Source organism: Aequorivita vitellina (genome assembly GCF_022008365.1).
GTDB classification, from domain to species: domain Bacteria; phylum Bacteroidota; class Bacteroidia; order Flavobacteriales; family Flavobacteriaceae; genus Aequorivita; species Aequorivita vitellina.
The window spans coordinates 1-1014 of the sequence record NZ_JAIRBA010000099.1 but is presented as its reverse complement, the minus strand read 5'-3'; the positions used below and the strand labels follow the sequence as shown (position 1 = coordinate 1014).

The window sequence follows — 1014 nt, the reverse complement described above, 5'->3', positions numbered from 1 at the left end:
TAGCAAACCGACTTCCAAAGTAAAAATCATTGGCAGCCGTTCGCATAATAATAAAGCGACTAAAAACTTCATTACAGAAATTGAAAAACACAATAAGGTTCAAACTATCGTTAAAGGCAGTTCCTTAAAGTTTTGTGCAATAGCTGAAGGCAGCGCACACATTTACCCCAGATTTGCTCCCACAATGGAGTGGGACACCGCCGCAGGCCATGCCATCTGTAAAGCAGTAGGCCTAGAGCCAATAAACCAATCCACCAACACCCCCTTAAAATACAACAAACCCAACCTCCAAAACCCCCACTTTATCCTCGTCTTGATTGCTACTGTGATCACTATATTTAACAACCGCTAAAACTTTGAGTATTGAGAAATTGTCCTACGTCTTACGTCCTACCGTCCTACGTCAAGAATCTAGCGTCTAGCATCTAGACTCTAGACTCTAGTATCTCAAATCATCCTGTAACAGCCCTCCACGATCCTCCTTCAAAAGCCTGTCGCGAATTTACTTGGGGATGGGGGAGAAGAGTAGGCGACTTCGTTTCAACTATCCAAACATCCCCCCCTGCCCCCCCTTCTAAGGGGGGGGGGGAGTAGCGTCTTGATTGCTACTGAGATCATTAAATTTAACAACCGCCAAAACTTTGAGTATTGAGAATTTGTCCTACGTCCTACGTCCTACCGTCCTACGTCAAGAATCTAGCATCTAGACTCTAGATCTTCATCTTCATCTTCATTTCGATTTCGATTTCATTTTCGTTTTCATTTTCGTCCTACGTCCTACGTCCTACCGTCCTACGTCAAGAATCTAGCATCTAGACTCTAGATCTTCATCTTCATTTCGATTTCGATTTCGATTTCGTTTTCATTTTCGTCCTACGTCTAGCATCTAGCATCTAGCATCTAGACTCTAGCCTCTAACATCTCAAATCTCAAATCTCAAATCTCACATCTTCCTCCGCCCCCCCTTCAAAAGCCTGTCCCGAATTTACTTCGGGAGGGGGTGAGTAGCGTCAT

General features: G+C 44.0%; 1 protein-coding gene. It reads left to right on the top strand.

The genetic code is table 11. The annotated features are described in order from the left end of the window. A partial coding sequence (locus tag K8089_RS16125) for a 3'(2'),5'-bisphosphate nucleotidase CysQ family protein (RefSeq protein ID WP_277612615.1) occupies positions 1-352 on the top strand: 352 nt, incomplete at its 5' end. Positions 353-1014: the final 662 nt, after the last annotated feature.